The organism is Kitasatospora sp. NPDC004289, assembly GCF_053602875.1.
On the sequence record NZ_JBSGEL010000062.1, the window covers coordinates 18,674 to 45,063 of the forward strand.

The following is a 26,390-nucleotide window of genomic DNA, read 5'->3' on the forward strand; positions in this document are numbered from 1 at the left end:
AGGTCGTTAACCGGCCTTCTGCTGCGCTGCCGCCGTCGCGGCGTCGAGGGCGGACTTCAGTGCCTTCTGGGCCTCGCCGTACTTGGCCCAGTCGCCGTCCTTGCGCGCCTGCTCCATGTCGTTGAAGGCCTTCTGCGCGTCGGCCACCGCCTTCTGCTGCGCCGCGTCGCCGGTGCCCGGCGTGGTGGGCGTCGTCGGAGTGGTCGGCGTGGTGGGCGTCGTCGTCCCGGGGGTGGTCGGCGCGGTCGGCGTGGTGCCGGTGGTCGCGTTGCCGAGCACCTTCTTGAGCGCCTCCTCCAGCGTGCTCTCGAAGGCCACGTTGTCGTTCCCGTAGACCGCCAACACCCGCTGCAGCACCGGGTAGTTGGCGCCGCGGCCGCGGACGTAGACCGGCTCGATGTTGAGCAGGCCGCCGCCGACCGGGAGGGTCAGCAGGTTGCCGTACTCGACCTCGGAGTCGCCGCCGATCTTCAGGGTGTTCAGCTTGTTCGCCACGTCGGCGTTGGAGTTGAACTGCGACTGCACCAGCTTGGGCCCGAGCGTGTTGGAGTCTCCGGGCACCTTGAGGATCCGGATCTTGCCGTACTCCGGCCCCGGGTCCGCGCTGACGGCCATGAAGGCGGCCAGGTTGTCCCGCTTGCTGGGCACGAAGGTGGTGGTCAGCGAGAAGCTCGCCTGGGTCACCGCCGGGTCCGGCATCCGCACCGTCATGTAGTACGGCGGCTGCACGTCACCGGTGTTGGTGGTCGGGTCCACCGGCACCTGCCAGATGTCGGTGCCGTTGAAGAAGGAGTTGGCGTCCGTCATGTGGTACATGCCGAGCAGGTCGCGCTGCACCTTGAACATGTCCTGCGGGTACCGCAGGTGCGGCATCAGCGCGGACGGGATCTTGTCCTTGGCCTCGACCGTGCCGGGGAAGGCCTTCATCCAGGTCTTCAACACCGGGTCGGCGTCGTCCCACTGGTAGAGCGTCACCTCACCGGTGTAGGCGTCCACGGTCGCCTTCACCGAGTTCCGGATGTAGTTGACCTTGTTGACCGTGGTGAGCGTGCGCCCGCGCTGGTCGGTCAGCGAGTCCTTGGTGACGTCGCCCAGGGTGGTCTTGGAGGCGAACGGGTAGCCGTCCGAGGTGGTGTAGCCGTCCAGCACCCAGACCAGCTTGCCGTCCTGCACCACCGGGTACGGGTCGGCGTCGATCGACAGCCACGGGGCGACCTTCTCCACCCGCTCCTTGGGGGTGCGGTCGTAGAGCACCTTGGCGCCGTCGGTGATGGCGCCGGCGTACAGGATCTGCGGCTCGGCGAAGCGCACCGCGTACGCGGCCCGGGTGAACGGGTTGTCCAGCGAGACGCCGCTGTCGCCGGTGTACTTGTAGGTCTTGTCCCCGTTGTCGGTGGAGTAGTCGATCTCGTCGTTGGAGCCGCCGACGATGGAGTACGTCTTGGTCTCCTCGCCGTAGTAGATCCGCTGCTGGTAGTCGCCCAGCGCCCCGGTGGACGGCAGGCCCGACTCGGTGAAGACCGGCTGGCCCTTGTCGTTGACCTGGTTGCCCTTGGCCGAGACGACGCCGTAGCCGTGGGTGTACTTGAAGTGGTCGTTGATCCAGTTCCGCTGCTGCACCCCGTTGAGGTCCAGCTCGCGCAGGCCGATCACGGTGTCCTGGCCACCGATCTGGCCGTTGGTGTACCGGTCGACGTCCAGCGTCTTCGGGAACTTGTAGTACGACCGCTGCTGCTCGATCTGCTGGAAGGTCGGCGAGACCACGTTCGGGTCGAGCAGCCGGATGTCGGCGATGGTCTGCGCGTCCTGCTTGAGCGCCTCGGTGGAGGTGGACGCCTTGGGCGAGTACTGCTGCGTCTCGCTGTCGGCGATGCCGTACGCCTGCCGGGTGGCGTCGATGTTCTTCTGGATGTACGGCGTCTCCTTGGCCTGCTCGTTCGGCTTGACCTGGAACTGCTGCACGATCGCCGGGTAGAGCCCGCCGATCAGCACCGCCGAGAGCGCCATCAGCCCGAAGCCGATCAGGGCCGGGGCCCAGGTCTTCCGGATCGGGGTGAGGAAGAACAGCAGGGCGCAGATGATCGCCACGAAGAACAGGATGGTCTTGGCCGGCAGGAACGCGTTGGCGTCCACGTAGCGCAGCCCGGTCCAGCCGTCCACGCCCTTGTAGCCGCCGGTCTTCACCGCGAGCGCGTACCGGTCCAGCCAGTACGCGACCGCCTTCAGCAGCACGAACACGCCCAGCAGCACCGCCAGGTGGCCCTGCGCGCCCGGGCTGGCCTTGCGGCCGGGGCCCTGCAGGCGCAGCCCGCCGTACAGGTAGTGCACCAGCGCGGCCGCCAGCAGCGACACGATCACCGCGCTGAACGCGAAGCCCAGCAGGAACTCGTACCAGGGCAGCTCGAAGGCGTAGAACGAGACGTCCAGGTGGAACTGACTGTCCTTCACCCCGAACGGCGTCTGGTTGGTCCACAGCATCCAGGTCCGCCACTGACCGGCCGCCGCCGCGCCGGCCACCAGGCCGGTCAGCAGCGAGATCCCGATCAGCAGCCACTTCCGGTAGGGCGCCACGCCCATCCGGTAGCGGTCCAGGCTCTGCTGCTCCACCGACATCGCGGCCAGCGGCGGGCGCAGCCGGTGCGCCAGCCAGACGTTCAGTCCGACCACCACCGCCATCGCCAGACCGAAGACGGCGAACAGGCCCACCTTGGTCCAGAGCTGGGCGGTGAACACGGAGGAGTAGTGGAGCGACTTGAACCAGAGCCAGTCCGTCCAAAGACCCGCGAACATCACGAACAGCAGGAACAGCACCGCGAGGACGCCTGCGGTCAGCAGGAGCACCCGGGTGCGGCGGGAGGGCGGGCCGACTCTGGCACGGAAGCCCGGGCCTTGCGGGCGGTCCGGCATCTGGAAAACCAAGGGGGCACCTCTGGTGTGTCGTGTCGTCAGATTTCGGGCGGGTCTCCTGATGCAACTTAATGGCTCTTTACCTGAGTTCCCACGGTTCACCACGACTTCACGCACTCCGTCCGGTCGGACGGCGGCACTCCCCCCACCCACGGCCCCCAGAGCCTGCGCGGACCGCACCCGCCGCCGTGTGAGGATGGAGCCATGTCCGATGCCCTTGATGCCCTGGCCGGCGGCAAGCCGCCCGCCGCCTCCCCGCTGACCCGCGCCGCGCTGGAGATCGACGAGTACGCCGCCACCCTCGGCTGGGACCTCCCGGCCCGGCTGTTCGCCCTGGTCGACAGCGCCGCCCTGCGCCGCCAGGACCCGCGGCTGGCCAAGCAGCTCGGCCTGGGCCCGGACGACGACGGGCTGACCCCGGTCGAGCAGGACGAACTGCCCGCCGGCATGGAGCTGGACAAGTTCCTCGGCACCATCGCCTGGCCCGAGCAGGTGGCCGGCTGCGCCCTGGTGGTGGAGCGTCAGATGCTGCCGCCGGGCGCCGAGCAGACCCGCCCGAAGAACGCCACCGAGGCCCAGATCGCCGAGTGGGTCGCCAACCAGCCGGGCCGCGAGGAGGTCCGGATCACCGCCGCGGTGCTGCGCGACGGCAAGAAGGAGATCGCGCTGCGGCTGCGCTCCAAGGACGTCGCCCGCGAGGTGCTGACCGGCCCGGAGCTGGTCCCCGGCCTGACCGAGGCGCTGCTCTCCACCTTCTCCTAGGGCTTCTTCTCCTAGGGCTGACCCCGGGTCAGGCGGCCTTGCAGGACGGCAGGTCCGCCGCCTTGCCCTCCCGGATCAGGTCCAGCGACTTCAGTGCGCTGTCGAGGGTCTCCGCCTTCACCAGGCGGAGGCCCTCCGGCGTGTTCTTGGAGGCCTCGGCGCAGTTGTCGGCCGGGGTGAAGAAGTACTGGGCGCCCTTGTCGCGGGCCGCGATCAGCTTCATCGAGATGCCGCCGATCGGGCCGACCTTGCCCTCGTCGGTGATGGTGCCGGTGCCGGCCACGAACGTGCCGCCGGTCAGGTCGGTCGGGGTCAGCTTGTCCACGATGCCGAGGGCGAACATCAGCCCGGCGCTGGGACCGCCTACGTCCTGCAGACCGATCTCGATCTTGAACGGGTAGGTGTGGTTCACCCGGGGGCGGATGCCCACGACCGCCCGGTCGGAGTCGGGGGCCTTGGCGGTGGTGATGACGACCCGCTGCTGCTCGCCGGAGCCCGCCTCCTTGTCCTTGGGCAGGACGGTGAAGACCACCTCCTCACCCGGCTTGTGCTTGGTGACCTGCTCGGCCACCTGGGTGTCGGTGGTGATCGTGGTGCCGTCCACCGCGAGGATCCGGTCGCCCGCGTGCAGCTTGCCGTCGGAGGGGCCGCCCGCCACCACCGAGTTGACGATCACCTCGCTGCCGATCGGGATGCCCAGCTGGTTCAGCGCCGCGGTCTTGGCGCTGTCCTCGGAGGAGGCGAACTCCTCCGCGTTCTGCTGCTGCGCCTCCTGGTCGGTCTGCCCCTCGGGGTAGACGTTGTCGTGCGGCACCACCAGCACGTCCCCGCGCAGCCAGCCGACCACCGCCGAGACCAGGCTCGGCTCGTACTTGGCCCCCGTCACCTGAACCGTCGTCATGTTGAGGTGGCCGCTGGTCGGGTAGGTCTCGTGGCCGGTGATCTGGATCACCGGCTTGTCGCTGTTCTCCTGCGTCCCGAGCGTGTTGTACGTCGGGCCCGGGCTCATCTCCGTGTACGGGACCTTCATCAAGACCGACGCGCAGAGCAGTGCTATGAGCAGCAGGGTGGCGGCGAGCATCGTCGCGGAGCGGCGTGGCATGGGACCGACAGTACGGGACGGAACCGTCACCGCGCCGCCCGGGTCACCGGTCCCGTTCCCCGCCGGCCGAGGTACTGCGCTCCATCGCCGCCTTGAACCGCTGGTGCTCGGCGAGCGAGGCGGGATCGCCGGTGGCCCTGGGGGTGCGGGCGGCCCAGCCGGCCCAGACCATGGCGCAGAGCGCCGCCACCACAGGAATGATCAACCAGGCGAGCGCAGCCATGTCCCCAACTCCCAGCTCCTCGTTCGTATGAGCAGATTAACCACCCGGGAGTCCAACGGTGACGGCGCCATTCGGGTTACGGCGCGGGGAGTGCGCTCAGCTCGGCGGAGTATTCGTATGACCGGGTGCGCCCGAACGTGACCGGGCACGACCGAACGGACGTACCCGCCGGAGCGGCCGGACCGGTCAGCAGGAGCCGGCGCCGACCCACTCCTCCTCGCCGTCGGCGAAGACCTGGTGCTTCCAGATCGGCACCTCGTGCTTGAGGTCGTCGATCAGCCGCCGGGCGGCCGCGAAGGCCTCGCCCCGGTGCGGGCACGAGACCGCGACGATCACGGCCTTGTCGGTGATCTCCAGCCGGCCCACCCGGTGCACCGCGGCGAGCGCCCGGACCGGGAACTCGGCGACGATCTTCTCGGCGATCCGGCGCATCTCCGCCTCGGCGGTCGGGTGCGCGCTGTACTCCAGCGCGGAGACCGACTTGCCGCCGTCGTGGTCCCGCACCGTGCCGACGAAGACGGTGGTGCCGCCGGCGGCGTCGTCGCCGACCGCCTCGTACACCTCGTCCAGCGAGAGCGGGGTCTCGCGGATGGCCAGCAGCCGGATGGGGTCGTGGTTCTCGGACATGCTCCCCATGATTCCTCATCCCCCCGGGCTCGCGACAAGAGCCTTCCGCATCACGATTGGAGCATTCCGCACTGCGGAAAGCTCCGAGCCCGCCGACACTCCGTCAGGTCCACCGCCGTCAGATCCGCCGCCGCTTGCGCATCTGCCGCACCAGCGCCGCCGTGCCGACCAGCGCCACCGTGGCGCCCGCCGCGCCCAGCCCGGCCGTGGCCTCCTTGCCGCCGAGGCGCCGCCCGGCCACCGCGTGCTTCCCGGCGACCTGCTCCAGCAGCTCGGCCAGCACCTCCTCGTTGCTGAGCGTGGGCCGCCAGCCCGCCTCGTACAGCCGGGAGCCGGAGACCACCCAGGGGTACATGGTGTAGGCCAGGTCCCCCGCCGGGGCCGGGGTGAGGCCGAGCCGGTGCAGCCGGGCGGCGGTGCCGAGCGCCAGGGCGGCGGGCAGCTCCATCCGGCGGATGCCGGAGAGCGCCTCCACCTCCTCCTGCTCCAGCCAGCCGTCGCAGCCGACCGTCACCTCGCCCTCGACCAGGCCGAGCACCGCGTACTCCAGCGCCGCCGCCAGGTCGTCCACGTGGCAGAACTGCCAGCACGGCCGGGAGCCCGCCACCACCAGCAGCCGGGGCGCCTCGAAGTGCCTGGTCAGCACGGTGTCGATGCCGGGGCCGACCACCACGGCCGGGCGCAGCACCGTCACCTGGAGGCCCGGGTGCGCCCGGGGCGCGCGGCGGGCCAGCCGCTCGATCTCCAGCAGGTCGCCGACCAGCGAGGCCTCCTCGGTGGCCCGCAGCTCGGCCGACTCGGCCAGCGGCACCTCGTTGTCCGGCAGTGCGCCGTAGACCATCGCCGAGGTGCAGAGCACCACCCGGGAGACCCCGGCGGCCGCGGCGGCGGTGATCACCGTCTGCGCGCCCCGCACGTTGTACGCGCTCCGGGCGCGCGGGTCGGACTCCATCCCCAGGTCCATCGCCAGGTGCACCACCACGTCCACCCCGGCCAGCCGCTCGGCCACCGCCGGGTCCCGGACGTCCAGCACCCGCCAGAGCACCCCGGGCACCTCGCCCCGCCGGTCGTCCAGCGCCAGCACCTTGCGCACCGAGGGCGAGGCCACCAGGCGGGCGGCCACCCGTTCGCCGAGCACTCCGGCGGCGCCGGTCACGGCCACGGTCAGCGGCTTGCCGCCGTAGGCTGGAGGCGGCGAACCCGCGGTGGCAGGGACGTCCTCTCCTCCGGTCAGCCCAGAGCGAACGTCCGAGGGCGGGGAACTCACCGGCCATCCTCCACGGTTAGCTTATGTGCGTACGTACGAGTGTCTTGTACGTCCATCCTGCCCGAGGCACGGCCCCGGCGGTGCACCCGGCGCGGTCGGGCTGCGATCCCGCCGGTGGTTTTCCCCGGGCGTCGCAGCCCCCCGCCACACCACTTGCGTGACGGCCGACCGGATCGAGGACCCCGTGAGCGACCTTCCCTTCGGATTCGGCGTTCCTCCTGAGGAGCCCGAGGACGGCAAGGCCAAGGGCGACAAGGACAAGAAGGACGAGAGCTCCGGCGCCACCCCGCCGCAGCAGCCGTTCGGCTTCGGCGGGGCCAATCCGTTCGGCGCACTCTTCGGCATGGGCGCCCCCGGTGCGGGCTCCGGCGCCCCCGGGGACAACCCGTTCGGGGCGATGTTCGGCAACCTCAACCCGAACGACCTCGGCGCCGCCTTCCAGCAGCTCGGCCAGATGCTCTCCTTCGAGGGCGGCCCGGTGAACTGGGACCTGGCCCGGGACATCGCCCGGCAGACCGTGGTCGCCGAGCAGCCCGAGGGGAAGAGCAAGGACCGCTCGGTCAGCGCCACCGAGCGCTCGGCGGTGGCCGAGGCCGTCCGGCTGGCCGACCTCTGGCTGGACTCGGCGACGGAGTTCCCCTCCGGCGCGGGCACCGCCGTGGCCTGGAGCCGGGCCGAGTGGGTGGAGGCCACCCTGCCGGTCTGGAAGGACCTGGTGGACCCGGTGGCCGAGCGGGTCGGCAACGCCATGGGCGGCGTGCTGCCCGAGGAGATGCAGGCGATGGCCGGGCCGCTGATGGGCATGATGCGCTCCATGGGCGGCGCCATGTTCGGCACCCAGATCGGCCAGGCGCTGGGCGCCCTGGCCGCCGAGGTGGTCGGCTCCACCGACGTCGGCCTGCCGCTGGCCCCGGCCGGCAAGGCCGCGCTGCTGCCGCAGAACGTGGCCGAGTTCGGCGAGGGCCTGAGCGTGCCCGCCGAGGAGGTCCGGCTCTACCTGGCCCTGCGCGAGGCCGCCCACCAGCGGCTCTTCGCCCACGTGCCGTGGCTGCGGGCGCACCTGTTCGGCGCCGTCGAGGCCTACGCCCGCGGCATCAAGGTGGACACCACCCGGATGGAGGAGCTGGTCGGCCAGCTCGACCCGTCCAACCCCGAGGCGCTGCAGGAGGCGCTCGGCAACGGGCTGCTCCAGCCCGAGGACACCCCCGAGCAGAAGGCCGCGCTGGCCCGGCTGGAGACCGCCCTGGCGCTGGTCGAGGGCTGGGTGGACGCGGTGGTGCACGCCGCCGCCGAACCGCACCTGCCGCAGGCCGGGGCGCTGCGCGAGACCGTCCGCCGCCGCCGCGCGGCCGGCGGCCCCGCCGAGCAGACCTTCGCCACCCTGGTCGGCCTGGAGCTGCGCCCGCGCCGCCTGCGCGACGCCTCCCGGCTCTGGGCCTCGCTGGCCGACGCCCGCGGCGTCGAGGGCCGGGACGCCCTCTGGGAGCACCCCGACATGCTGCCCACCGCCGCCGACCTGGACGACCCGGACGGCTTCGTGCACCGGGGCCCGGGCGACTCCCTGGAGGGCGGCATCGACTTCTCCGAGCTGGACAAGCTGCTCGGCGAGGCCGCGGCCGGCTCCGAGGGCGGGGCCGGCGCGAAGAAGGACGACGAGGACGAGGACGGCAAGGGCGAGTGAGCACCACCCTGCACGCGGACGCGGTCCGCGCACTGACCGACTGGGCCGTGGCCGACGCCGGGCAGGACCTGCTCCGGCAGGACTACCTGGCCCACCTGGCCGCCGAGCCGGAGGGCCTCTGGCGCTCCTGCCTGCCCGCCCACATCACCGCCAGCGCCCTGGTGGTCGACCCGGCGGCCGGGCGGGTGCTGCTGACGCTGCACCCCAAGGTCGGCCTCTGGCTGCAGATGGGCGGGCACTGCGAGCCCGGCGACGCCACGCTGGCGGCCGCCGCGCTGCGCGAGGCCACCGAGGAGTCCGGCATCGCCGGGCTGGAGCTGCTCGCGGTGGACGGCGCCCCGGCACCGGTGAAGCTGGACCGGCACACCGTCCGCTGCACCGGCAAGGCCGGGCCGGAGAACACCCACCTGGACGTGCAGTACGTCGCGCTGGCCCCGGCCGGGGCCGAGGCGCTGATCAGCGAGGAGTCGCTGGAGCTGGGCTGGTTCGCCTTCGACGCCCTGCCCGAGCCCACCGACGACGCGGTGCGCGAACTGGTCGAGCTGGCGCGGAAGCTGACGGAGCGTTAACCCGCCTCCTCGGCGGGATCCTGACGGGCCTGCGGGAGCCTGGGAGCGGCGGCCACGCCCTCCAGGTACCCGCGGGCCCGTTCCGTGCGCGGGTAGGCCTCCAGCAGGGCCCAGAAGGCCGGGCCGTGGTCGGCCTCCAGTAGGTGGGCCAGCTCGTGCAGCAGCACGTAGTCCACGACGTACTCGGGCATGCCCCGCAGGCGGTGGGAGAGCCGGATGCTGCGCTCGGCCGGGGTGCAGGAGCCCCAGCGGGAGTTCTGGTTGGTGACCCAGCGGACCACGCTGGGGCGGGCCCGGCCGCCCAGGTAGGCCGCCGAGAGCCGCTCGGCCCGGGCCGCCAGCTCCTGGTCCCCGCCGAGCTCGCGGCGGCTCTCCTGCCGGGCCAGCCGCTCCACCATCTTGGCCACCCAGCGCCGCTCCTCGGCCAGCGACATCCGGGCCGGGATCAGCACCACGGTGCGGTCGCCCTCGCGGTGGGCGGAGACGGTGCGGCTGCGGCGGGCGCTGCGCCGGACCTCGACCAGGGGCTCGCCGGAGGCCGTCAGGGGCTCGCCGGGGGCGTGCGGTGACGTGCCCCGCGCTGAGGGGCCGCCCGCTGCCGGGCCCTGCCGTCGGAAGTCCTGTTCGGTCGCCATGCCAACCGACGGTACCCCGCGGCACCGACGGCCGGCCTCCACCGGTGCGGGCACCGTCAACTCGGGGCCCCCGGTTGTCCACAGGCTGTGCAGAACGATCGTCGTACCAGCCCACCGGGCCTGTGGACAGGCCTCGGCGGGACGGCCCCCGGGTCGGGCATGCTGCCTCTGTCAGCTCTGCCCCACCCTCCCCGGAGGTGCCCGTGCGACCGATGGTGAAGCCCGCGCTCTCCCGCCTCTGGCGGGACGGATCGACCCTGCAGTTCGGCACCGTGCACCGGCACGCACGGGTGGTGGAGGAGGTCGGCCAGCCGGTGGCCGCCTTCCTGGAGCTGCTGGACGGCAGCCGGGAGCGGCCGGCCCTGCTGGAGGCCGGCGAGCGGCTCGGGCTCGGCCGGGAGGTGACCGAGGAGCTGCTCGGCTCGCTGGAGCAGGCCGGGCTGCTGGACGACGCCGAGGCCGGGCAGGCCGCCCTCGGCGGCTTCCCCCGGGCCCGCCAGGAGCTGCTCGGCCCTGACGTGGCGTCACTCTCCCTGGTGCACCCCGCCCCCGGCGAGGCCCCGGCGGTGCTCCGCGGCCGGGCCGCCTCCCGGGTGGAGGTGCACGGGGCCGGCCGGGTCGGGGCCGCGATCGGCGCGGTGCTGGCCGCCGGGGGCGTCGGCACCGTCACCCTCACCGACCGGGGTCGGGTCACCGCCCGGGACTGCTCCCCCGCCGGGTACCCGCCGACGGACGTCGGGCGGCTGCGCACCACCGCCGCCAGGGAGGTGGTGCACCGCACCTCGGGCACCCCGGCCGCGGAGCAGCGGCGCCGCCGGCCCGCGGACGAGCCGCCACCCGCCCTGGTGGTGCTGGCCCCCCGGGACGGCGCCGGCGCCTTCGCCGGGGTGGCGGCCGAGGCGCACAAGCTGATGCGCGCCGGGGTGCCGCACCTCTACGTCGGGGTGCTGGAGCACCTCGGGGTGGTCGGCCCGCTGGTGCTGCCCGGCGCCTCGGCCTGCGGCGCCTGCGCCACCCTGACCAGACGGGACGAGGACGAGGCCTGGCCCCGGCTGCTCGCCCAGCTCGGCGAGGAGGGCGCCGGGCGCCCCCGCACCCCCGCCTGTGACAGCGCGCTCGCCACCACCGTCGCGGGGCTGGCCGCCCTGCACGTGGAGCTCTGGCTGGACGGCGTCCGCCCGCCCAGCGTGGACGGCTGGTGCGAGGTCTCCGCCGCCGACGGCATGGCCCGCCGCCTGCGGCTTCCCACCCATCCGGCCTGCGGCTGCACCTGGCCCTCCGGCCCGCCGGTGCACCGGACGGAGGTGATCGCCCCTCCCCGGTGAGCGGGCCGTGGGCGGGGCCGTGATCCGCTGGTCACAGTCCGGCCGGGCCCGCATCCGGAGCGGGCACAATGGCGTAGTGACACGCCCACCCACGGGCGTCGTAGCAGGGAGGCCCTGGGGTGAGCGATCTTCCGCGCAAGGCAGTGACCCGGACGGCTCGGCTGGCCGCCCTGCCGCTCGGGATGGCGGGCCGGGCCACCCTCGGTCTGGGGCGGCGGATCGGCGGCCGCTCGGCCGAGGTGGTCACCGCCGAGCTCCAGCAGGCCACCGCCGACCAGCTGTTCAAGGTGCTCGGGGAGCTCAAGGGCGGGGCGATGAAGTTCGGGCAGGTGCTGTCCGTCTTCGAGGCCGCACTGCCCGAGGAGGTGGCCGGCCCCTACCGGGCCGCCCTGACGAAGCTTCAGGACGCCGCTCCCCCGATGCCCTCCGCCAAGGTGCACGCGGCGCTGGCCGAGCGGCTCGGCAAGGACTGGCGCAAGAACTTCCGCAGCTTCGACGACCGCCCGGCCGCCGCGGCCTCGATCGGTCAGGTGCACCGCGCCGTCTGGAAGGACGGCCGGCAGGTGGCCGTCAAGATCCAGTACCCGGGCGCGGGCGACGCCCTGCTCTCCGACCTGACCCAGCTCAGCCGGGTGGCCTGGCTGCTCGGGCCGCTGGTCCCCGGCCTGGACATCAAGCCCCTGATCACCGAGCTGCGCGAGCGGGTGGCGGAGGAGCTGGACTACGCGCTGGAGGCCGAGGCCCAGCGCCGGCACGCCGAGGAGTTCGCCGACGACCCGGACATCACCGTCCCGAAGGTGGTCGCCCAGGCCGACCAGGTGCTGGTCAGCGAGTGGCTGGACGGCACCCCGCTCTCCGAGGTGATCAGCGGCGGCACCCAGGAGGAGCGGGACAGGGCGGGGCAGCTGATCGCCCGCTTCCTGTTCGCCGGCCCGTCCCGGACGGGCCTGCTGCACGCCGACCCGCACCCGGGGAACTTCCGGCTGATCAAGGACGACGGCCCGGCCGAGGGCTGGCGGCTGGGCGTGCTGGACTTCGGCACGGTGGACAGACTGCCCGGCGGCCTGCCCCGCCCGATCGGCGACTCGCTCCGGATGGCCCTGGCCGGGGACGCCGACGGCGTGCTGGACATGCTCCGCGAGGAGGGCTTCGTCAAGCCCTCGATCAAGCTGGACCCGACGGCGGTGCTGGACTACCTGCTGCCGATCATCGAGCCCGCCACGGTCGAGGTCTTCCACTTCACCCGGGCCTGGATGCGGGCCCAGGCGGCCCGGATCGCCGACCCGCGCTCGCCCGCGTACGACCTGGGCAAGCAGCTCAACCTGCCGCCCGCCTACCTGCTGATCCACCGGGTCACCCTCTCCACCATCGGGGTGCTCTGCCAGCTCGGCGCCAAGGCCCCGTTCCGCGCCGAGATGCTGGAGTGGCTGCCCGGCTTCGCCGCACCGGTCGCCGAGCCCGCAGAGGGCTGAGACTCCGTCAGAACGCGCCGATGGCCGCCCTCCTGGAGGAGGGCGGCCATCGGCGTTCGGGGAATGTCACTGCGGGGCACTGCTGTTGGTACCACTGGAACGACGCGCCGCGTGGGCCTACGCGGTTGTCACTCCGTCACCTCTCGGTCCGTCAGGTCTCACAGGACCGCGACGGCGAGGGCCTTGCGGGCGCGGAGCGAGGCACGCTCGGCCTTCCGCATCAGTCGGGCGGCGCGGTCGAGGCGCTCGCCCATCCGTTGGTGTTCGGCCTCGTGCAGTCGTTCCTGCATATGGGCACGGGCCAGGGTTTCTTGCATGAGTTGCATCTCGCGGGTCCTGTTCTGGATCAGAAGTTCTTTGGCCTGGTCGGCGCGGGCGGTCTTGTCGGCTGCGGGGGTCATGTGGTGGTCCTGCTCGTGGTACGTGCTCGGAAACGGACGGGGGTTCGCGGCTGCGTCGACCTTGGCTGTGGCGACGCGGACCGACCGGCGCAGTGTGGTGGTGCCCAGCGGGGGCTGCTCTCCCCGTCGGGCGGGCACTGCGGTGGTCATCGCGGGGTTCACGCCATGACCTCGGTCTTGCGCGGACGGCCCCGGGGGCGCTTGCGGGCGACGACGACGCCCTGGACGAAGAGCTCGCCGCCCCAGACGCCCCACGGCTCGCGCCGCTCGAGGGCGCCGGCCAGGCAGGCCTCCTTGACGGGGCAGGTGCCGCAGAGCGACTTCGCGTACTCGACGTCGGCGGGGGTCTCGGCGAAGAAGACCTCCGGGTCGAAGGCCCGGCAGGGGATGGGCTGGCCGTTGACCTCGGCCTCGTCGATCGCGGTGAGCTGCATGAGAGAAACCTCCGGGGGGTCGGCCTGGTCGGCCTTGGTGATGTCTGTCGGTACGGACGGGAGTGGCGGCGTGATGACCGTGGACACTGTGGCGTCTTCCTCGTCTTTGCTTGTGGTTCCGGCCAGCTGACTGGTGGGGCTGGACCGGAGGACCCGAAGGTCCAGGCTGGGTCTTGACGTACCGGACAAAACAGAAGGGCCGCGAATCCCGGTGTGAGACGGGTTCCGCGGCCCTGGAGGCTCCGACCTGAGGCTACTCAGGTTCGAACTCTCCAGGGTTCGGGGCCGCGGAAGGCCCACATCCGGACGGCCTCGGCGCCTGCGAAGGCGGCCTTGGCCTCGATCTGCTTCTCGTCCTGCTTCTGCTGGGCCCCGGCATCGACGGCCGCCGCATAGGCGCCATGCTCGGCGTCTACCTGGATTGCCTTCGATGCCTGGAGCGGTCGCTCACTGCGCAGTCCACGACCGCCGCCGAACGCCGCCCCGGCAAGGGACAGACCCGTCTCGACGGAGGTGCCGCGGGTGCCGTTGCCGCCCAGGCCATTAATGCCGGAGCCACTGACAACGCCGGAGACACCGGTGCCGTTGAGACCCAGACCGAAGGGAGCGGTGACGACCTGCGAGGAGACGCACGAGGGCACGGCGACGACGGTCTGGCCAGTCAGGTTGGTGATCATCTTGGTTTCCACTGTCTTCGCCTCCTCTCGGCGTCTCGCGCGGCCCAGTCCCCCGGGCCCCGATGTTCGGATGTTTGGACGGTCATGCAGGTACTGCGGTACTGCTGGCAGGCGTGCGGAAGGGAGCCTTCCGAGGCCTTGCGATCTCGTTCCCTTGACCGCTCCGGCAGGCTATTGCGCCCCGTGTACGGCGCGCAAACTATTTTTCCGGCGAGTTTCGCGGAGTGACTCGGGCGGCTCCCGGAAGCGGCTTCACGCCTGCTCCTCGGACTCCCCCCGAAGCCCCTCGACGGTGGCCTCGGACTCGTCCGTGGGCTCCTCGCCAGCACACAACAAGAGCACGTCGGCACCGTACTTGTCCAGCTTCATCGCGCCGACGCCCGAGATCAGGGCCAGCTCGCGCTCGCTGGAGGGCACCGCCTCGGCGATCGCCATCAGGGTCGCGTCGGTGAACACCACGTAGGCCGGGGCCCCCTGCTTCTTCGCCTGCACGGAGCGCCACTCGCGCAGCCGCTCGTACAGCGCCTCGTCCATGTCCGAGGGGCAGCTCTCGCAGCGGCGCAGCTTGCGCTCGACCGCCTCGGTCAGCGTCCTGTCGCAGACCCGGCACTTGACCGGGCCGCGGACCTTGCGGCCGCCGGAGCGCTCGGCGCCCTGCTCGACGCCGCCCCGGCCGCCCCGGCTGGTGGGGCCGGAGTACGAGGAGCCGGGCCGCAGGCCGTCCAGGAACCGGGTGGGCTTGCGGCTGGCCCGGCCGCCCGGGGAGCGGGAGAGCGCCCAGGAGAGCGACAGGTGGACCCGGGCCCGGGTGACGCCGACGTAGAGCAGCCGGCGCTCCTCCTCGATCTGCTCGTCGGTCTTGGCGTAGATGATCGGCAGGGTGCCCTCGGTCAGGCCGACCAGGTAGACCGCGTCCCACTCCAGGCCCTTGGCGGCGTGCAGCGAGGCCAGCGTGACGCCCTCGACGGCGGGGGCGTGCTGGGCGGCCGCACGGGCGTCCAGCTCGGCCACGTAGGCCGCCAGGTCGGCCGGCTGACCGGCCGTCAGGCGGGCCGACTCGAACTCCTCGGCCAGCCGCACCAGGGCCGCCAACGACTCCCAGCGCTCGCGCACCGTGCCCGAGCCGGACGGCGGCTCCGGGGTGAAGCCCCGGGTGGCCAGCACCGCGCGGACCTGCCCGGCCAGCGCGGGGCTGTCGGCCGTCAGCGGGTCGTCGGAGGCCCGGGCCGCACCGCGCACCAGCATCACCGCGTCCCGCACCTCGGGGCGCTCGAAGAACCGCTCGGCGCCCTTGAGCTGGTACGAGATCCCCAGGTCGGCGAGGGCCTGCTCGTAGACCTCGGACTGCCCGTTGGTCCGGAACAGCACCGCGATCTCGCTGGCCCGCACGCCCCGGCCGAGCAGGGCGCGGATCTCCCGGGCGGTGGCCTCGGCCTCGGTGGGCTCGTCGGCGTACTCGACGTAGACCGGGGCCGGGCCCGCCTCGCGCTGCGAGACCAGCTCCAGGCGGTGCTGGGCGGCCTGGCCGCGGGCCTTGGCCAGCAGGCCGTTGGCCAGGTGGACCACCTGGGGGGTGGAGCGGTAGTCCCGGACCAGCTTGACCACGGTGGCCTCGGGGTGGCGGTGGCGGAAGTTCAGCAGGTGGTCGGGGGTGGCGCCGGTGAAGGAGTAGATCGTCTGGCTGGCGTCGCCGACCACGCAGAGGCTGGCGCCGCCGGTGGACCACTGCTCCAGCAGGCGCTGCTGCAGCGGCGAGACGTCCTGGTACTCGTCCACCGTGAGGTGCCGGTACTGGGCCCGGACCCGCTCGGCGATCTCCGGGCGGTCCTCCAGGATGGCCGCGGTCAGCAGCAGCACGTCCTCGAAGTCGATCACGCCGCGGTCGCGCTTGGTCTGCTCGTAGGTGGCGTAGACCCGGGCGATCTCGGCCGCGTCGCGCGGGGCCTCGCGGCCGGTCTTGAGCACCGCGGCCGGATAGTCGTCGGGGACGATCTGGGTGACCTTGGCCCACTCGATCTCGCTGGTCAGGTCGCGCAGCTCGGTGCGCTGCACCCGCAGGCCGGACCGGCCGGCCGCCTCGGCGACCAGCTGCACCTTGCGCTCCAGCAGCCGGGGCACCTCGCCGCCGATCGCCCGGGGCCAGAAGTACTGGAGCTGGCGCAGCGCGGCGGAGTGGAAGGTGCGGGCCTGCACGCCCTCGGCGCCGAGCTGGCGCAGCCGCCCGCGCATCTCGCCGGCCGCGCGGGCCGTGAAGGTGACGGCGAGCACCTGCTGCGGCTGGTAGGCGCCGCTGCGCACGCCGTAGGCGATCCGGTGCGTGATGGCCCTGGTCTTGCCCGTGCCGGCGCCCGCCAGCACGCAGACGGGGCCCTGCAGGGCGGTGGCGACCGCGCGCTGCTCCGGGTCGAGCCCGGCCAGCACGGCGTCGGCGCTGCCGGCCGAGCCGTGGGGGGCGCCGTAGTGCGCGCCGCCACCTGACGCAGTGCCGTACCGGTCGCCGTGGCCGTCGGGGAGACCCAAGAGCTGTTCCTGCATGCCGTCCATCCTCGCAGGGCGCTCGGACGTTCCGGTCCGCGTCGTCCACAGGGCCCGGCCGGCGGACGATAATCACCTCACTGACCGGCGCGCGTGGTATCTCACACGCCGGGAGCGCGCGGAATGTTCCGTCGCGCCCCGGACGTTGTCGGCACAGACCGCACGCCCCTTCCCGAAGGAGTCCCCCGAATGTCCGGCAGCGTCACGATGTACAGCACGACCTGGTGCGGGTACTGCAACCGGCTGAAGAGCCAGCTGGACCGCGAGGGCATCGGCTACGACGTGATCAACATCGAGGAGGACCCGGCCTCGGCGTCCTTCGTCGAGTCCGTCAACAACGGCAACCAGGTGGTGCCGACCGTGATCGTCCAGCCCGCGGGCGGCGGCGAGCAGGTCGTGATGACCAACCCGAGCCTGCGTCAGGTCCAGGCCGCGCTGGCCGGCTGACACCGCGTCGGCCCCGGGGCCGTCCCTAGGGGCTGTCTCCTTGGTGGTGCTCCAGGTGGCCCCGTCCCGCCCGGGACGGGGCCACCTGTGCGTCGTCCACCGGCCGGGACGGCCCGGGCACCGGCACCGGCTGCACCGCCGGCCGCCCGGCCAGCTCGCCGAGCCCGTAGACCAGCCGGCAGCGGTCCGCCGAGTACCTGGTCTCGATCACCCGCACCGGCCCCCGGGCGTCGTAGCTGACCCGGGTCTGCACCAGCAGCGGTGCCCCCGGGCCGCCCTGGAACCAGGCGGCCTCCTCCGGCCCGGGCATCCGGGAGACCAGGTGGTCCACCGCGCCGATCTCGGTCCGGCCGAGCGCCTCCAGCACCGACTCGTCGCCCTCGGGCACCTGGTCCGGCTCCATCAGCGGGGTGCCGGCCGCCAGCCCGGCCCGGTAGTGGCTCTCCTCGATCGAGTAGGGCTCGCGGTCCAGCAGCCGCAGCTGGCGGCGGACCACCACCGCCTCGCCGGGCCGCAGGCCGAGCCGCTCGGCGATGTCCACCCTGGCGCGGACGATGAGCATCTCGAAGTCCACCGAGAGCCGGCGCCCGGCGTCCCCCGCCTCCGCCTCGTAGACGCCGGTGGGCGCGGTCAGGCAGTGGCCGGAGGCGCGGCCGGGCGGCGGGCCGGGGAGCAGGTCGGGCCCGAAGACCCGGTGGTCCAGCACCGGGTGGTCCTTGAGGTACGTGCCCTTGCCCTGGAGCCGGACCAGCCGGCCCTCGTTGACCAGGACGTCCACGGCCAGCCGGACGGTGTTCCGGGCGACCCCGTACTGCTGCTCCAGCTCGGTCTCGACCGGCAGCGGCGCGTCGCCGCGCCACTCGCCGGCCGCGATCCGGCGGCGCAGGTCGGCGGCCAGCCGCTGGTACTTCGGTGATTGGGAACTGCCCCGCGAGATTGTCACGCGAGTGAATGTAGCGATCCGGGTTGCGCCATTTCAGCGAAACCGGCCAATATTGCCCGGGATCGGGGATCTCGGTTTCCGTCCCGATCAGGTCGTTCGCAGTCGCCCGGCGGCACTCGGCCCTTCCGGATGAGCGCCGCATTCACCCACGCACCACCGGGGGCGGAGCCATGCCCGTGACCAGTACCGCGCAGCACTTCGAGGCGCGGCCGACCATCCTTCGACCCAGTGAGCCGGCCGGCGCCCGGCCGCGGCCCGGGCGGGCCCTGGAGGCCGCCGACCGGGGGGCCTGGCACGCCACCGCCAGCTTCCCGCCGCGCCCGCGCAACGTGGCCCGGGCCCGGCAGCTGACCCGGACCGTGCTGACCGCCTGGGGCGCGGCCGAACTCGCCGACAGCGCCGAGCTGTTGATGTCCGAGCTGGTCACCAACGCGCTCCGCTACGGCCGGGGAGCGGTCTCGGTGTCGCTGGCCCTGACCGAGCAGGCGCTGCAGATCTCGGTGGCCGACTACGGCCGGGCGCTGCCCGAGCCCCGGGAGGCCGGAGAGGAGGAGACCAGCGGCCGCGGCCTGGCCATCGTCGGGGCGCTGTGCACCGACTGGTCGGTGACCACCAGGCTGACCGGAAAGACCGTCAGCTGCTGGTTGGAAATCGACCGGAAGAGCGACTGACCGAGGGATTTCGAATCCGCTCGAAAAAGCCGAAGAAAAGCACAAGGGGCGTACGGTTTTGAACCGCACGCCCCTTATTCACCACGATTCGCTACGGTCTCCGCCGTTACCAGCGGGCCGCGCTCGGCAGCGGTTCGCCGTACCACAGTTCGACCAGGTGGCGGGCGATCGAGATGCCCGAGGGCGGCAGGATCTCGCCCGCCTCCATCCCGGCCTTCAGCTCCTCGCGGGAGAACCAGCGGGCCTCCGCCAGCTCCTCCCCGTCCACCGTGATCGCCGTGCCCGCCGGATCGGCCTTGCCCAGGAACCCCAGCATCAGGCTGGACGGGAACGGCCACGGCTGGCTGGCCACGTACTCCACCTCGGCGACCCGGACCCCGGCCTCCTCGTAGACCTCGCGGGCCACCGCCTGCTCGATCGACTCGCCCGGCTCCACGAACCCGGCCAGGGTGGACCAGCGGCCCTCCGGCCAGAGCGCCTGACGGCCCAGCAGGCAGCGGTCCTCGGGGTCGGTGATCATCATGATCACCGCCGGGTCGGTCCGCGGGTAGTGCTCGGCCGCGCAGGAGGTGCAGCGCCGCACGTGCCCGGCACCGGCCTTCTCGGTCCGGTGCCCGCAGCGCGAGCAGAAGCTGTGCAGCCGGTGCCAGTGCTCCAGCGCGACGGCGTGCACCAGCAGCCCGGCGTCCCGGTCGGAGAGCTGGGCGCCGACCTCGCGCAGCCCGGCCGGACGGGCGTCGCCGTCCAGGCGCCCGGGCAGCGTCTCGTTCACCAGGGCGAAGTAGGAGGTGCCGTCCTCGTCGGTGCCGAGGAAGTAGCGGTCGCCCGTCTCCGGCGCCTCGAAGGAGGGCAGCAGCACCAGCTCGGTGCCGTGCTCGGTGTCCACCACGAAGGCCTCGCCGCTGGCGATCGGCAGCACCTTGGTGTTCGGGTGGCTCCAGGCGGCGGCCAGCCACGGCTCGTCGAACCGGTGCTCGGCGGCCCGGTCGACCCCCGCCCGGGCCAGCGCCAGCTGCTTGGTGTCAGGCACGGTGCTCAACGCGGTCCATCCCCATCGGTCGGAAGGCTTCGGTCGCAAGGGTGTCGGCAAGGTTGTCGGCAAGGGTGCCGGAAGGGTTCATGCCCGGGGCCAGCTCTCGGCCAGCTCGCCCCACAGGTACGCGGCCGTCTCCACGCCCTTGGCCAGCAGCGGGAGCTCGACCTTCTCGTCCACCGAGTGCCAGCCGTCCGAGGGCACCGAGATGCCGAGAAAGAGCACCGGTGCGCCCAGCACGTCCTGGAGGTCGGCGGCCGGCCCGGAGCCGCCCTCGCGGGTGTACAGCACCTCCTGCTCGAAGGCCCGGCCCATCGCCCGCACGGTGGCCTGCAGCGCGGGGTGGTCCAGCGGGGTCAGGCAGGGCCGGGTGGCGCCGGGGAAGACCAGCTCGTACCGGATGCCGGCCGGCACCTTGGACTCCACCCACTTCGCCACCGCGGCGCGGACGGCGTCCACGTCCTGCCCGGCGACCAGCCGGAAGGAGAGCTTGAGGTGCGCCTCGGCCGGGACGATGGTCTTGCTGCCGGGGCCGGTGTAGCCGCCCCAGATGCCGTTCACCTCGGCGGTCGGCCGGGCCCAGACCCGCTCCAGCACCGAGTACCCGGCCTCGCCCAGCACGCCGTGGGACTTGGCGGTCCGCAGCCACTGGTCCTCGTCGAAGGGCAGCGCGGCGAACAGCTCGCGCTCACGCTCCGTCAGTTCCACCACGCCGTCGTAGAAGCCGGGGACGGCGACCCGGCGGTCCTGGTCGTGCAGGCCGGCCGCCAGCTCGGCGGCGACCGCCGCCGGGTTGGGCACCGCGCCGCCGAAGGAGCCGGAGTGGATGTCGGTGTCCGGGCCGTAGAGGTCGATCTGGGCGTCGGCCAGGCCGCGCATCCCGGTGCAGACGGTCGGCGTGGTCTCGTTCCACATGCCGGTGTCGGAGACCACCACCACGTCGGTGGCCAGCCGCGCGGCCTCGCGCCGGACCAGCGCCTCGAAGTTCGGCGAGCCGGACTCCTCCTCGCCCTCGATCAGCAGCTTGAGGTTGACGGCGGGGGCGGTGCGGCCGGTGACGGCCAGGTGCGCGCGCAGGCCCAGGGTGTGGAAGAAGACCTGGCCCTTGTCGTCGGCCGCGCCGCGGGCGTACAGCCGCTCGCCGACCACGGTGGGCTCGAACGGGTCGGTCGCCCAGCCGTCCTCCCTGGCGGCCGGCTGCACGTCGTGGTGGCCGTAGACCAGCACGGTGGGCGCGTCCGCGTCCCCGGACGGCCACTCGGCGAAGACCGCCGGCAGCCCCTCCGTCTCCCACACCTCGGCCACCGGGAAGCCGGTCTCCCGCAGCTTCGCCGCCAGCCACTCGGCGGAGCGGCGGACGTCCCCGGCGCGGGCCGGGTCGGCGGAGACCGAAGGGATGCGGAGCCAGTCGGCCAGGTCGGAGAGGAACTCCGCCCGGTGGAGGTCGATGTAGGAGCGGACGACGCTGTCCGGGGTTTTCGTCATACGGACGACTTTAGTTCGCCGCCGCCTCCCGGTGTGCGGCCCGTCCACCGGGCGGTCCCGTAACCTGCGTCACCCCGTGCGGCACGGGGGCCCCACGGGGTGACACGGATCACGGGTGACGGGCCGTCAGGCGGAGCGCCTCAGCAGGCCCAGCCGCGAGCGGGTGAAGAGCATCGCCAGCAGCACCGCCACCACCGGCAGCACCACCAGGGTCAGCCCCATGGTCGCCCACGGGAAGACGATCACCGCCTCCCTCCCCTCGTCGCCCGGGAACTGCGGCAGCGCCTCGATCTTCCGCAGCGCCACCGAGGGCACCAGCCCGCAGACGGTGCCGAGCACGGCGCCGATCGCGGCGATCACCCCGCACTGGAAGCCGGACAGCCGCCGCCGGATGCCGCCGGTGGCACCGACCGCCGCGAGGGTGGCCAGGTCGCGCTGCGAGTCGGCCGCGGCCAGCCCGGTGGCGATGCCGGCCGCGCCGAGCGCGACCAGCCCGGCGAAGCCGGTCAGGGCCAGCGGCACCAGGTCGGGCTCGGGCCGGAAGCCGCGCTCGACGGTCACACCGCCCTCGTGGCCGAGCCTGGCCAGCGCCGCCGTGGCCTTCTGTTCGACGGCGCTGCTCGGCACCGCCGCGGGCAACCAGACGGTGCCGGCCTGAGCCGCCGTCAGACCGAGCCGTGCCGCGGTCTCCCGGCTGGCGAACGCCCCGGCGTTCTGCAGCACGGGGGCGAACCGGACCGCGTCCACCGCGAGTTCGCGGCTCTGGACCTTGGGCCTGGACAGCGTGCCGTCCGCCCCGCGGACCATCCCGGTCATCGGATCGGTGTTTCCCTGCTCCGGCTCGACCAGCGCCAGGGCGACCTTGCCGTCCTTGAGGTAGGCCTGGTCGAAGACCAGCACCTTGCCCTCGGCCAGCGCCTGGACGGCGGCCGGGTCGCGGACCCCGGTCAGGTTGGCCAGTGCGGTGGCGTCGCCGAGCAGCAGCCCCTGGCCGACCGGGGACGAGTAGTAGCCGGCCGAGCGCTTGCAGCGCTCGTCCTGGTAGAGCCGGTCGCGCTCGTCCGCCGAGAGCCCCTCGGCCGCCGGGTCGTTGGCCGGACAGCGCTGGTCCTTCGGCAGCATCAGCTCCACCCGCCCGCTGCCGCGCTGGTGGAGGGCGCCCTTGTACTCCGCCTGGTAGACCTCGCCGCGCGGGCCGAGGTTCGGGACGACGCCCTCCACCGCGCCCTGCTGGAGCGCGTACGAGGCCGGGTCGCGGTTCTCCCCGTAGCCGGTGTGCAGCAGCACCGCGCCGGGCTGCAGGTAGGCCGTGTAGTTCTGCCGCTGCTGCTCGTCCGAGCTCGCGGTGTAGATGCCGACCGCGACCGAACCGGCCACCGCCGCCATCACCGCCGCCACCGCCGGGGCGGTCCGGCCCCGGTGGCGGACCGCGTCGCGCAGTGCCAGCCGGGGGCTGAGCGGCAGCCAGCGGCCCAGCCGGCCGAACAGGCCGACCAGCATCGGGGTGCAGGCCACCATGCCGAGCTCGGCCAGCACCGAGCCGCCGAGCACCGACAGGGCCCGGTCCGCCACCTGCGAGCCGAGCAGCGCGATCGCCGCGCCGCCGGCGAGCATCACCAGGCCCAGCACGGCCAGCCGCTTGCTCGGCGGCTTGACCGAGCCGCGGCCGGTGAGCGCCTCCACCACGTCCTGCCGGGAGGCCTGGACGGCCGGGACCACGGCCGCCAGCAGACCGGTGACCAGACCGATGGCGGCGATCCCGAGCAGGTCCAGCGGGGCCAGGTCGAAGCTGCCGAAGCGGCGTTCGGCCAGCTCCTCCAGCCACGGCCGGGTGGCCGCCACCAGCAGCACCGCCAGCACCAGGCCGGCCACCGCACCGGACAGGCCGAGCACCGCACCGCCGCCGAGCACCACCGCGCGGACGTGCTTGCGGTCCCCGCCGCCGGCCGCCAGCAGCCCGAGCTGACGCCGCGAACGGCGCGCGCCGACCGCGAAGGCCGGGCCGGCCAGCAGCACGATCTCCAGCAGCGCCATGCCGACCACGGTCGCCAGCACCGCCAGCGCGGTCTTGTCGATCAGCTGCGAACCCGACTGCTGCTGGTAGTACGGCACCGCGGAGCGCGGCGGCGGGTCCAGCAGCACGGCCTTCGAGGTCGCCGAGAAGCCGTACTTGTTCAGCTCCAGCACCTGGTGCCAGGTCAGCTCCGCCCCGGCCGGCAGCCGGACCAGCCACTTGCCGGTGCCGAACCGCTCGGCGTCCGCCTTCTTCTCCGGTGCGGGCGCGGCGCCGGGCCGCAGCACCAGCTGGCTGAAGCCCAGGTCACCGGGGAACTCGATCTCGGCGGTGATGGTGAACGGACGGTCCGGCCCGCGCACCGTCGTGGTGTCACCGACCTTCAGGCCGGACAGCTCCAGGAACCCCCGGGTGGCCGCCACCTCGGTCGCGGTGGTCGGCAGGCGGCCGCCGGTCAGCACCGTGTGGCCGTTCCAGACCGGGTCGGTCAGGTCCGCCTCGGTCAGCCGGGTCCTGAGCAGGCCCTCCTTGGTGGTGACGTTGGCGGACGCACCCTCGTCCACCGGGGTTAGCCGGGTGCCCGCCGGGAGCAGCGTCGGCAGCAGCGCGGCCGGCTCCGTGTCCAGGCTCTTCTGCTGCTCCGGGGTGGGCTTCTGGCCCTCCCGGGGCATGTCCGCGTTGGCGCCCTCGCCCGGGTTCGGCGGCTGGACGACCGTCATGCCCCGGCCGTACGCGGACACCATCGCGTCGGCCTCGCCCATGATCCGGACGATCTTCTGCTCCGGCTCCAGCTGGGCACTGCGGAAAACCACGTCGGCCCCGGTCACCCCGAGCACCGGCAGCGCGATCATCGCGATCACCAGCGCGCTGCGGCCCTTGGCCCGGAGCGCGTCCCTCCGGGCGATCCGCAGGGCCACCCGCCACGAGGTCAGGCTCACTCCGCCACCGGGCCGTTCACGCTGTTGGTGGCCGCCGAGACCAGCAGGCTGGCCGCGTCCCGGCTGACGCTCTCGTCCACCACCCGGCCGTCCCGGATGAAGACCACCCGGTCCGCCCAGGCCGCGTGCCGGGCCTCGTGGGTCACCAGCATGGCCGCGGCACCCGCGTCGCAGCGGGCCCGCAGCACCGCGAGCACCGACTCGCCGGTGGTGGAGTCCAGCGCACCGGTCGGCTCGTCGGCCAGCACCAGGCGGCGGTCCCCGATCAGCGCCCGGGCGATCGCCACCCGCTGCTGCTGACCGCCCGACATGTCGTCCGGGAAGCGGTCGGCCAGCTCCTCGATGCCCATCTCGACCAGGGCCGCCATCGCCTCCTTGCGGGCCGCCCGGGTGGAGACCCCGTCCAGCTCGCGCGGCAGCGCGATGTTCTCGGCGGCGGTCAGCGCCGGTATCAGGTTGTAGTCCTGGAAGACGTAGCCGACCGCCCGGCGGCGCAGCTGCGCCTGCTGACGGCGGCTCAGCTCGCCGAGCGCGCTGCCCTCGACCAGCACCCGCCCGGAGGTCGGGGTGTCCAGCCCGCCGGCCAGCGTCAGCAGCGTCGACTTGCCGGAGCCGGACGGCCCCATCACGGCGACCAGCTCGCCGGGGTGGACCTTGAGGTCGACGCCGCGCAGGGCGTGCACCTCGGCCGCCCCCTGACCGTGGACCCGGGTGACGTTCTCCAGGTGCAGCACCGGGGCGGTGCCGGACCGGTCGTTCTGGGTGCTCATCGCTTCCCCCTGACGGTGGTTCAGAATCGGGCGCGCCTGCGGGCGCGGGGTGGGGCGGGCTCCGGATCGGGCTCGGTGGCCTCGGCGGGAGCCGCCGGGGCGGCCGGGCGGTGCTGGGCGAGACGGGTCTCGCAGTGGTCCAGCCAGCGGATCTCCGCCTCGGTCTGGAAGATCAGCTGCTCCAGCACCAGCAGCCAGGCCAGGTCCGACCCGCTCTCCTGGGCGGTCAGCGCCTGCCCCTTGAGCCGGGTGTAGTCCTGCAGCGCCTTCATGCTGTGCCGCCGCTGCCCCTGCACCACGGCCGTGACGTCCACGCCGGGCACGGTGACCGCCATCGCGAGCTTGATCGCCAGCTCGTCCCGGGGCGGATTGGTCCGCGGCACCGGGGTGTCGAACCAGCTGCGCAGCTCCGCGCGTCCCTTCTCGGTGACGGCGTAGAAGACGTGGCCCTCCTCGTCCTCACCGTCCGGGACCACCAGGCCGTCGCGCTCCAGGCGCCCCAGCGTGGTGTAGACCTGGCCGACGTTGAGCGGCCAGGTGGCCCCGGTGCGGGACTCGAACTCGGTTCTCAGCTGGTAGCCGTAGCGCGGGCCCTGGTCGAGCAGGGCGAGCAGACCGTGACGGATGGACATACCGAGTATGTATACCGGGTATGCCCCACCGGCTCAAGCGCAGCCGGTACCGTCATGCCTTGTGAGCCAGCTGCGCATCGCCACCTTCAACCTGCTGCACGGCCGCCCGCTGGCCGCCGACGGCAGCCCGCTGCCCTTCCCCGCCGAACCGGGAGAACCGCTGGCCGAAGCGGTCGCCGCCCTCGACGCGGACGTGCTCGCCCTCCAGGAGGTCGACCGCCACCAGGAGCGCTCCGGCCTCACCGACCAGACCGCGGTGGCCGCCAAGGCCATGGGCGCCGGCGACTGGCGGTTCGCCGCCGCCCTGCACGGCCGCCCGGCCGCCGGAGCCGGCTGGATCCTCGACCCCGACCGGCCCGGCCTCCAGGTCTACGGCCCCGCCGAGGCCGGCACCGCCCTCCAGGTCCCCTCGTACGGGACGGCGCTGCTCACCCGGCTGCCCGTCACCCACTGGCGCGCCCGCCGCTTCGCCCCGGCCCCCTTCGGCCTCCCGCTGCGGGTCGCCGGGCGGCGCGGGCTCACCCCCGTGCCGGACGAGCCGCGGGCCGCGCTGGCTGCCGTCCTGCGCGGCGGGAACGGCGAGTTCACCGTGGTCGCCACCCACCTGTCCTTCGTGCCGGGCTGGAACATGGCGCAGCTCGCGGCGATCCGGCGGTGGATCGCCGACCTGCCGGGGCCGCACCTGGTGCTCGGGGACTTCAACCTGATCGGGGCCGTGCCGCGGACCGTGCTCGGCGGGGCGGCCGTCTCGAAGCTGGCCACGGTCGGTCCGAACGGGATGCCGATCCCGAACTCCTTGTAGAGGTACGAGAGGTTGAACCAGAAGACCAGCTGGACGAT

23 protein-coding genes and 2 pseudogenes are annotated in these 26,390 nt (G+C 73.2%); 8 read left to right on the plus strand and 17 right to left on the minus strand.

Going from position 1 to position 26,390, the window contains the following annotated elements; translation table 11 throughout:
• Positions 1 to 6: 6 nt before the first annotated feature.
• Positions 7 to 2,907, minus strand: a complete 2,901-nt coding sequence (locus ACWEPF_RS31065; RefSeq protein ID WP_452175183.1) for a UPF0182 family membrane protein — start codon at positions 2,905 to 2,907, stop codon at positions 7 to 9.
• 204 nt (positions 2,908 to 3,111) lie between these two features.
• On the opposite strand from ACWEPF_RS31065, the gene ACWEPF_RS31070 reads away from it, so the two are divergent.
• The gene (locus ACWEPF_RS31070) at positions 3,112 to 3,669 is read left to right on the plus strand and encodes a PPA1309 family protein (protein WP_345287371.1); all 558 of its coding nucleotides are present in this window, start codon (positions 3,112 to 3,114) and stop codon (positions 3,667 to 3,669) included.
• Between the two features lie 28 nt (positions 3,670 to 3,697).
• On the opposite strand, the gene ACWEPF_RS31075 is transcribed toward ACWEPF_RS31070, so the two are convergent.
• The 4 genes from ACWEPF_RS31075 to ACWEPF_RS31090 form a co-directional block, all read right to left on the minus strand.
• Positions 3,698 to 4,771 (minus strand): YlbL family protein, encoded by a 1,074-nt coding sequence (locus tag ACWEPF_RS31075; protein ID WP_345287369.1) that lies wholly within the window; start codon positions 4,769 to 4,771, stop codon positions 3,698 to 3,700.
• A gap of 43 nt (positions 4,772 to 4,814) precedes the next feature.
• On the minus strand, positions 4,815 to 4,994 hold the full coding sequence (locus tag ACWEPF_RS31080) for a hypothetical protein (RefSeq protein ID WP_345287367.1): 180 nt from the start codon (positions 4,992 to 4,994) through the stop codon (positions 4,815 to 4,817).
• 186 nt (positions 4,995 to 5,180) lie between these two features.
• Positions 5,181 to 5,630: a molybdenum cofactor biosynthesis protein MoaE gene (locus tag ACWEPF_RS31085; protein WP_345287365.1), complete on the minus strand. Its 450-nt coding sequence runs from the start codon at positions 5,628 to 5,630 to the stop codon at positions 5,181 to 5,183.
• Between the two features lie 109 nt (positions 5,631 to 5,739).
• Positions 5,740 to 6,888, minus strand: a complete 1,149-nt coding sequence (locus tag ACWEPF_RS31090) for an NAD-dependent epimerase/dehydratase family protein (protein WP_449795629.1) — start codon at positions 6,886 to 6,888, stop codon at positions 5,740 to 5,742.
• A 184-nt stretch (positions 6,889 to 7,072) separates the two neighbouring features.
• On the opposite strand from ACWEPF_RS31090, the gene ACWEPF_RS31095 reads away from it, so the two are divergent.
• Positions 7,073 to 8,569, plus strand: coding sequence for a zinc-dependent metalloprotease (locus tag ACWEPF_RS31095; RefSeq protein WP_345287363.1), 1,497 nt, complete (start codon positions 7,073 to 7,075; stop codon positions 8,567 to 8,569).
• A complete protein-coding gene (locus ACWEPF_RS31100; RefSeq protein WP_452175176.1) occupies positions 8,566 to 9,138 on the plus strand; it encodes an NUDIX hydrolase in 573 nt (190 codons plus the stop codon). The genes ACWEPF_RS31095 and ACWEPF_RS31100 overlap by 4 nt, the downstream gene beginning before the upstream one ends.
• On the opposite strand, the gene ACWEPF_RS31105 is transcribed toward ACWEPF_RS31100, so the two are convergent.
• The gene (locus tag ACWEPF_RS31105; protein WP_345287360.1) at positions 9,135 to 9,773 is read right to left on the minus strand and encodes a M48 metallopeptidase family protein; all 639 of its coding nucleotides are present in this window, start codon (positions 9,771 to 9,773) and stop codon (positions 9,135 to 9,137) included. The genes ACWEPF_RS31100 and ACWEPF_RS31105 overlap by 4 nt on opposite strands.
• Before the next feature lie 212 nt (positions 9,774 to 9,985).
• Between ACWEPF_RS31105 and ACWEPF_RS31110 the strand changes: the two genes are divergently transcribed.
• Positions 9,986 to 11,098, plus strand: coding sequence for a TOMM precursor leader peptide-binding protein (locus ACWEPF_RS31110; RefSeq protein WP_452175184.1), 1,113 nt, complete (start codon positions 9,986 to 9,988; stop codon positions 11,096 to 11,098).
• A gap of 119 nt (positions 11,099 to 11,217) precedes the next feature.
• Entirely contained in the window at positions 11,218 to 12,570 is a 1,353-nt protein-coding gene (locus ACWEPF_RS31115; RefSeq protein ID WP_452175177.1) for an ABC1 kinase family protein, read from the plus strand.
• A 158-nt stretch (positions 12,571 to 12,728) separates the two neighbouring features.
• Here the strand turns inward: ACWEPF_RS31115 and ACWEPF_RS31120 are convergent, their stop codons facing one another.
• From ACWEPF_RS31120 to ACWEPF_RS31135, 4 genes are all read right to left on the minus strand, one after another.
• Positions 12,729 to 13,121: a hypothetical protein gene (locus tag ACWEPF_RS31120; RefSeq protein ID WP_452175178.1), complete on the minus strand. Its 393-nt coding sequence runs from the start codon at positions 13,119 to 13,121 to the stop codon at positions 12,729 to 12,731.
• 8 nt (positions 13,122 to 13,129) lie between these two features.
• On the minus strand, positions 13,130 to 13,492 hold the full coding sequence (locus tag ACWEPF_RS31125) for a WhiB family transcriptional regulator (protein ID WP_380150138.1): 363 nt from the start codon (positions 13,490 to 13,492) through the stop codon (positions 13,130 to 13,132).
• Positions 13,493 to 13,662: 170 nt separating this feature from the next.
• Positions 13,663 to 14,094 (minus strand): hypothetical protein, encoded by a 432-nt coding sequence (locus ACWEPF_RS31130; protein ID WP_345287357.1) that lies wholly within the window; start codon positions 14,092 to 14,094, stop codon positions 13,663 to 13,665.
• A 240-nt stretch (positions 14,095 to 14,334) separates the two neighbouring features.
• Entirely contained in the window at positions 14,335 to 16,503 is a 2,169-nt protein-coding gene (locus ACWEPF_RS31135; protein WP_345287422.1) for an ATP-dependent DNA helicase UvrD2, read from the minus strand.
• Positions 16,504 to 16,806: 303 nt separating this feature from the next.
• Here ACWEPF_RS31135 and ACWEPF_RS31140 point away from each other — a divergent pair, with 303 nt between their 5' ends.
• Positions 16,807 to 17,064, plus strand: coding sequence for a mycoredoxin (locus tag ACWEPF_RS31140; RefSeq protein ID WP_345287355.1), 258 nt, complete (start codon positions 16,807 to 16,809; stop codon positions 17,062 to 17,064).
• 25 nt (positions 17,065 to 17,089) lie between these two features.
• Here the strand turns inward: ACWEPF_RS31140 and ACWEPF_RS31145 are convergent, their stop codons facing one another.
• Positions 17,090 to 18,007 (minus strand): GntR family transcriptional regulator, encoded by a 918-nt coding sequence (locus tag ACWEPF_RS31145; RefSeq protein ID WP_452175179.1) that lies wholly within the window; start codon positions 18,005 to 18,007, stop codon positions 17,090 to 17,092.
• Positions 18,008 to 18,183: 176 nt separating this feature from the next.
• On the opposite strand from ACWEPF_RS31145, the gene ACWEPF_RS31150 reads away from it, so the two are divergent.
• Complete coding sequence (locus ACWEPF_RS31150; RefSeq protein ID WP_452175180.1) at positions 18,184 to 18,678, plus strand: ATP-binding protein; 495 nt, start codon at positions 18,184 to 18,186, stop codon at positions 18,676 to 18,678.
• A gap of 106 nt (positions 18,679 to 18,784) precedes the next feature.
• On the opposite strand, the gene nudC is transcribed toward ACWEPF_RS31150, so the two are convergent.
• The 5 genes from nudC to ACWEPF_RS31175 all read right to left on the minus strand — a co-directional run bounded on the left by nudC (position 18,785) and on the right by ACWEPF_RS31175 (position 25,550).
• Positions 18,785 to 19,717 (minus strand): NAD(+) diphosphatase, encoded by a 933-nt coding sequence (gene nudC / locus ACWEPF_RS31155; protein WP_345287352.1) that lies wholly within the window; start codon positions 19,715 to 19,717, stop codon positions 18,785 to 18,787.
• Positions 19,718 to 19,795: 78 nt separating this feature from the next.
• Positions 19,796 to 21,196: a dipeptidase gene (locus ACWEPF_RS31160; protein WP_452175181.1), complete on the minus strand. Its 1,401-nt coding sequence runs from the start codon at positions 21,194 to 21,196 to the stop codon at positions 19,796 to 19,798.
• Between the two features lie 126 nt (positions 21,197 to 21,322).
• Positions 21,323 to 24,148, minus strand: a complete 2,826-nt coding sequence (locus ACWEPF_RS31165; RefSeq protein ID WP_452175182.1) for an FtsX-like permease family protein — start codon at positions 24,146 to 24,148, stop codon at positions 21,323 to 21,325.
• Positions 24,145 to 24,918: an ABC transporter ATP-binding protein gene (locus tag ACWEPF_RS31170; RefSeq protein WP_345287350.1), complete on the minus strand. Its 774-nt coding sequence runs from the start codon at positions 24,916 to 24,918 to the stop codon at positions 24,145 to 24,147. Before ACWEPF_RS31170 ends, ACWEPF_RS31165 begins: the two co-directional genes overlap by 4 nt.
• A gap of 20 nt (positions 24,919 to 24,938) precedes the next feature.
• A complete protein-coding gene (locus ACWEPF_RS31175) occupies positions 24,939 to 25,550 on the minus strand; it encodes a PadR family transcriptional regulator (protein ID WP_345287349.1) in 612 nt (203 codons plus the stop codon).
• A gap of 7 nt (positions 25,551 to 25,557) precedes the next feature.
• On the opposite strand from ACWEPF_RS31175, the pseudogene ACWEPF_RS31180 reads away from it, so the two are divergent.
• A pseudogene (locus ACWEPF_RS31180) lies at positions 25,558 to 26,244 on the plus strand (endonuclease/exonuclease/phosphatase family protein); the annotation flags it as partial.
• A gap of 50 nt (positions 26,245 to 26,294) precedes the next feature.
• On the opposite strand, the pseudogene ACWEPF_RS31185 reads toward ACWEPF_RS31180, so the two are convergent.
• Positions 26,295 to 26,390: pseudogene (locus tag ACWEPF_RS31185) on the minus strand (amino acid ABC transporter permease); the annotation flags it as partial.